This is a genomic window from Stenoxybacter acetivorans DSM 19021, assembly GCF_000745895.1.
Classification (GTDB): domain Bacteria; phylum Pseudomonadota; class Gammaproteobacteria; order Burkholderiales; family Neisseriaceae; genus Stenoxybacter; species Stenoxybacter acetivorans.
In genome coordinates this window covers 1-5777 of record NZ_JQKE01000098.1, presented here as the reverse complement: position 1 = coordinate 5777, position 5777 = coordinate 1, and the positions used below count along the sequence as shown (strand labels likewise).

At 37.4% G+C, this 5777-nt stretch carries 6 protein-coding genes; all 6 read left to right on the top strand.

Annotated elements, in window-relative coordinates:
* A partial coding sequence (locus Q384_RS10450; RefSeq protein WP_037587878.1) for a VENN motif pre-toxin domain-containing protein occupies positions 1-974 on the top strand: 974 nt, incomplete at its 5' end.
* The gene (locus Q384_RS10445) at positions 961-1467 is read left to right on the top strand and encodes a hypothetical protein (protein ID WP_037587876.1); all 507 of its coding nucleotides are present in this window, start codon (positions 961-963) and stop codon (positions 1465-1467) included. The genes Q384_RS10450 and Q384_RS10445, both read left to right, overlap by 14 nt.
* A gap of 121 nt (positions 1468-1588) precedes the next feature.
* Positions 1589-2092: a hypothetical protein gene (locus tag Q384_RS10440; protein ID WP_037587874.1), complete on the top strand. Its 504-nt coding sequence runs from the start codon at positions 1589-1591 to the stop codon at positions 2090-2092.
* Between the two features lie 419 nt (positions 2093-2511).
* Positions 2512-2793, top strand: coding sequence for a hypothetical protein (locus Q384_RS13450; protein WP_156956546.1), 282 nt, complete (start codon positions 2512-2514; stop codon positions 2791-2793).
* Between the two features lie 85 nt (positions 2794-2878).
* Positions 2879-4618: a VENN motif pre-toxin domain-containing protein gene (locus Q384_RS10435; RefSeq protein WP_051940906.1), complete on the top strand. Its 1740-nt coding sequence runs from the start codon at positions 2879-2881 to the stop codon at positions 4616-4618.
* Entirely contained in the window at positions 4615-5346 is a 732-nt protein-coding gene (locus Q384_RS10430) for a hypothetical protein (protein ID WP_037587872.1), read from the top strand. The genes Q384_RS10435 and Q384_RS10430 overlap by 4 nt, the downstream gene beginning before the upstream one ends.
* Positions 5347-5777: the final 431 nt, after the last annotated feature.

Genomic DNA, 5777 nt, shown 5'->3' with positions numbered 1-5777 from the left:
GGTTATTCGGCACAAAAGACTCGAGCAAACTGAGTGCAGAGCAGAAAGAAACACTGAGCAGCATTGGTGGATTGATAGGTGCGGGTGTTGGTGCGGTTAGCGGCGGGAGTACGGCGGATATTGTATCGGGTAGCCAGGCGGCGCAGAATGCGGTGGTGAATAACAGCCAATTAGGCGATGATGCCCGTTCTTTTGTGCAAGAACTGATTGATAAGGCAAAAAGCAAAACAGATGCTCCTGCCCTCAAAGGCATAATCCAAAGCGGCGGTGATATTGTTGATAGCGTATTTGCCTTAGGTGATGCTTCAGCGGAAACACTGGCAACAGCGATTCATTGCGCAAGCGGGGGTAATTACTGTGCGATTGGCATGGAGAATAACCGCCGGCGTGGTGAAGCCGTTATTGATGCTGCAAAAGCAGTAAGCAACGGCGAGTTAAAAGATTACCTTATTCAGTTGGGCAACGACTTAATGTCGAATGACTTGAATAAGGTTAATCAAGCATCAGAGCAATTGGCGAGGATTTCAGCGAATTTAGGGTTGGGTGCTGCTGCTGCAAAAGTTGGAACGACAGCTAAAACACCCGAAACAGCGAATAAACCTGTTGTATCGAATAAACCATCAACAGATATTGGAAGTAATAAAGTTCATTTAGATGGAGAGATGATAGATAACCCTCGTGTAAGCATGCCTGCAAGGGATAAAGTTACCTCTAAAAATACATCTATTGAATATGTACCTGGTGGTGATTTTAATATGGCACTAAAAGATTTTGATGCTATAGGGAGTACAAATGTTCAGAAAATTAATACACCTAGAGGGATATTGTATCAAGGAGAATTAGGAAACGGAATTGGTGTTAAATTGAGACCAAGCAATGATGGTGGTCTTCATAGATATACTATTGAATATTTTAAAATTACTAGTAGCGGTAAAGAAAAATCACTCAGGGAGATACGCTATGGTAATCAGTAAATTATTCAGCGAATTATTCACAGAAGCTGTTTCAGAAGAGATTTTTAGGTTGGTTAATTTTAATATTTCCACTATGGAATTTTCATTTAATGAAATAGAATTAAATGAAAGAAACTGGGTATATGGTGCACTAGATGATTCAACATTTGATGATGACGATCAAGAGCGGCTGATTAAGAAGACATCATTTATTAAAAAATATTATTGTGTTGATTTATATGCTATCCAAAAAAAGGAGAGTAGTTTTAAAAATTCAATTGTACATATATTTGAAAATACAGATAAAGATTGGATAGAGATATTGTCGTATAGAAATCAGTATACTGTATGGGAAAGTATTATCTTTAGTCATCCTCCCTTTGATGTGTTTATTATTAAGCCATGGTCTGTTGGATATAATTTATTAGTAGGTGGGAATGATGAATTAGTGAGGAGTATTTGTACTAGTTATGGTTGGTGGATTAATGAAAAACACCCAATTTCTCCAGTATAGTATTTTTAAATTTTAAACACAAAAGGTTCTTTTAAATCAGCAAGGTATTAATTTGTAGGAAGAAATAGAATAACTATAGAGATTAGCAAACCTAATAAACGTGTCATTAGGGAAATTCGTTATGGTAATCAGTAATAGATTTAGTAATATATTTGAAGAATCAGCACAAAAGATGATATTGGATTTATTTATTTTTAATAGAGAAACTACTGAATTTTCATTTAATGAAAATGAATTAAAAAAAAGAAATTGGGATTACGCTGCATTAAATTCTACTACATTTGATCAAGAATACGGAGATTTTGAACGTTTAATCCAATCAACTTTTTTTAATAAAAAATATTACTGTTTGAGTTTAGATCAGATTAAATATGATAATTATAATTTTGAGAATTCAATAGTTCATATTTTTGATAATATACCTGAAGATTGGTCTGAAATTTTATTAGCATTTAATGAATTTACTCTATGGGAAAGCGTAATTTTTAACACGCCACCTTTCAATCTATTCATTATAATTCCATGGTCTATCGGATATAATCTACTGGTTGGTGGAGAAAGCAAGCTAATAAGGAATATCTGTTCTGGTTGGTTAATTAATGAAAAATATCCAATTTCCCCTTGAATATTTTAAATTTATAAAGTTATTGATCAAGATGTTAGCTATGATGGTCGAGCAACATTAGAATATCAAAAACAAAATACAAAAGGAGAATGGAAAAAATATAAGGAGATTCGTTATGGAGGAAAATAATATATTAATGTTGAATTTCCTTGATTACTTTGATGAAAATTATTTAATAGAATTAAAAAAATATTATAGTAGGAAATTATATAAAAAATAAGAGTTATGGTGTTTATAGACTTAATCGTGAAATTTCTTTATCAATAGGGTGGGATATAAAGTCTAAATATGAATGTAATTTAGATGATCACGAGAATAATGATGGTATTTTAGTTATTCCTGATGCAACAAATTTATTAAAAGCACTAAATAATTTCAATATAAAAAAAATTGCATGTGTATATTGTGAAAATTTAATTATGGAATTAAACCCAAAAATTTTTATAACAAATGCTGGATATCCTGATTTAGTTTATTGGTTACAACGATCCGATCCTGAATATAATCTAGGTGGCTTTAATATTGGTTATAATGGTAGCTTTTTATTTTTTTCAGAACCTCCATTAAGGTATCTAATAGTAGCACATGGAACAGTTGATTTAATTCAAATTGCTGCGAACCAGTCATTTTTAAGCATTGCATGCCCTATAGATCTTGGATGGGAAGAATTTCGCTATGAAAAAGATTATTCTTTTGAATAATTAGGTTAGGTATGGTATAGAGTGGGGTGCTGTATATAAAAATAAATGGAGTAATAGTGTGTTCATTAGATTAATTATGCGGACTATGCCTCGGTTACCGAGCAATCGGGTATTTTTGCGGGGGGATAACGGCTATCAAATCAACGTCAAAGGCAACACCGACTTAAAAGGCGCGTTAATTACCTCAGTGCAAAGTGCAGAGGACAACAATAAAAACCGGCTGAATACCGGCAGCCTCACCTTCAGCGACCTGTATAACCATGCCGATTATGAAGGCAGCAGTTTCGGCATCAGCGGCAGCGGTTCAATGGGCGGCGGAGAAGCGCCGAAAGAGATTGGCGGCATGCAGCTGGCACAACAGGGCAGCAACGAAACCAGCACCAACCCGCAAACAGGGGAAAGCAAAACCAAAGGAGAACCGAAGTACAGCCAAGCCATCGGCTTTGGCAGCGACAGCGGGCATGAAAGCAGCACCACCCACAGCGGCATCAACACCGCCAATATCACCATTACCGATGAAGCGAAACAACAGGAGCTGACCGGCAAAACCGCCGAAGAAATCAAGCAAGCGATTAAAACAGAAGTAAGCACAGAGAATTACCAAGAAGCCAGCGGCTCCCTGAAAAATAACTTTGACAAAGACAGAGTACAGGCAGAACTGAATTTACAAAGACAAGTAACACAGGAATTTGACAGCAACACCCAAGCCATCCGCGGTGAGATTAACCGAAATCGGGACAGCATCGTCAACGCGCTGGAGAATCCGAAGCTGAGCGCAGCAGAACGAAACGAATTACAACAGCAGCTGAACCAACTGGACAACCTAAATCTATTGGTAAACAGCATTTCAGCGGGCTTAAACGCACCGACCGAGAGCTTGGGCGGGATTGCGGCGGCAACGGCGAGTCCGGCACTGATTCAGCAAGTTGGCGCGTATTTCAAAGCGAACGCCGCGAAAAACAAACAAGACAACGGCGGTCGCCCCGAAGAGGGCAGCGCCGCCCATTTGGCTGCGCATGCGATCTTGGCAGCCGCTGTTGCCGCGGCTGGGGGCAATGACCCGTTGAGTGCGGGGATTGCCGCTGCGGGTACGGAAGCCGTGATACCTGTGGTGTCCCAATGGTTATTCGGCACAAAAGACTCGAGCAAACTGAGTGCAGAGCAGAAAGAAACACTGAGCAGCATTGGTGGATTGATAGGTGCGGGTGTTGGTGCGATAGGTGGCGGGAGTACGGCGGATGTCGTGTCGGGCAGTCAGGCGGCGCAGAATGCAATAGACAATAATTGGGGAGCGTTCGTAAATAATTTTGGGGGCGATAATATTTCACGGGCAGTCAGTGCATATCAAGCGGCACGAGAAAACGGGAAAAATGATGAAGAGGCGACAGAAGCGGCTAATGCCGTTTTACGAGGTGAACTTCCTGCCCATGCGGATATAAGCAAAGCCGTTGCGATAGGTAATGTTGTGATTGCTGGCGGTGCGATTATTGTTACTTGCCCAAAATGCGCTGTAGAAGTTGGAAAATCTGTAGCAGGTGGTGTAATAACGAGTGCGTTAATAGGTGAAGACTATACTACATCTAATTTGATTTATGATTCAACTTTAGGTGTTTTTATTAATACTTCAACTAATAAGATGATTAAATGGGCTGGTGGAAAACAAATTCCCCCTGCTGTTGAAAAATATTTAAAAACTAAAGGATTTGTCATCAATTCATTGATGGGAGAGGGGGTGGTAAAAGGTATTGATGATCATTCCAAAGAACAAGTTATTTTCAACTCTTCTGAATGGCTTAGAAACCATAATAAGAAAGATAGGAAATGATTAAACGTGGAAGAAAGGTTGATGAATGGGTTGTAAATGGAATAGGTTATGAAAATCTGTGTTTGTTGTGTATTGATGGGAATGCTTTTTGTATTATATGGGTATTAGAAAAATTGGGGGTGAAGATACAAAGAAAAGGATTGTTATTGATCAATATAGTAACTATTTTTATTATTTTTACAGAATTTTTTATAATTTCTTCGATAAGGAATTTAGATTTTTTATTGGATTACGGAAGGATAAAGGTAATAACGCTGATAACAATATTGTTGGCTATTGTTGGACGAGGTTGCTTCCCATATTGGGAAGAAGATTCAGATAAATCAGCGAATAATTCATCTGATTTATCTGAATCAAAAAACAAGAAACCAAAATTAAATAATCAATTGGCTAAGCTGGAAGTGGATACAGCAGATTATATAGAAACAAAAAGCAATACGATTATTACCGGCAAAGTCTCTCTATGTAAGCTGCGAAAAGAGGCAGAACAAGAACTGGAAGGGATTGATCCAGCAGAATTTCAAGATATTTTAAAAAATATTATAATTGATATCATAGAAAAAGAAGGCAAGCCAATTGATTATTCTGCCGGATTAGGGCAAAAAATTCTGAATGAGAATAATAACAGCACAACCGAAGAACTTGCAGAAAGAATAGCTGAGTTTTCTATTAAGAACCCTTACTATGGTTACGACGACGGTGGTATTTGGTTTGAAAAAGTACAATAAAAATCACAATATATTGAAAGAAACAACAAGAATAATAAAAATAGAATTAAGAACCTATGTTCAATAATGTTTAAGAACCCATATTCAAAAAATTCTTAATAAAATCATATGGCGTATAATTAGCAGATAAACCAAGATAGTAGGTAATCCTTTATGTACCCGAGTGATTTGACAGATAGCCAATGGGCGATGATTGAGTCGTTTATTGACATCATATGATTTTATTAAGAATTTTTTTGAACATGGGTTCTAAGCATACTGAATAAAATCCATGCCGGAATGATGGTTTTTTTACCTATATCGGCGATAACAGAACCCAACCGCAGCATCTTCGAGCCGATTTATTTACATAACCGAACAGAATCTTTACTATTAGGCAACACCTGATTAAAATTACCGGCAGGTGTAAAGTCGCACCTGCATATGAAAGA

What these genes read in the sequence shown, in the direction of transcription:
- Q384_RS10440 (WP_037587874.1), top strand. Translation starts at nt 1,589, where the DNA reads ATGGTAATCAGTAATAGATTTAGTAATATATTTGAAGAATCAGCACAA.
- Q384_RS10445 (WP_037587876.1), top strand. Translation starts at nt 961, where the DNA reads ATGGTAATCAGTAAATTATTCAGCGAATTATTCACAGAAGCTGTTTCA.
- Q384_RS10430 (WP_037587872.1), top strand. Translation starts at nt 4,615, where the DNA reads ATGATTAAACGTGGAAGAAAGGTTGATGAATGGGTTGTAAATGGAATA.
- Q384_RS13450 (WP_156956546.1), top strand. Translation starts at nt 2,512, where the DNA reads ATGGAATTAAACCCAAAAATTTTTATAACAAATGCTGGATATCCTGAT.
- Q384_RS10435 (WP_051940906.1), top strand. Translation starts at nt 2,879, where the DNA reads ATGCCTCGGTTACCGAGCAATCGGGTATTTTTGCGGGGGGATAACGGC.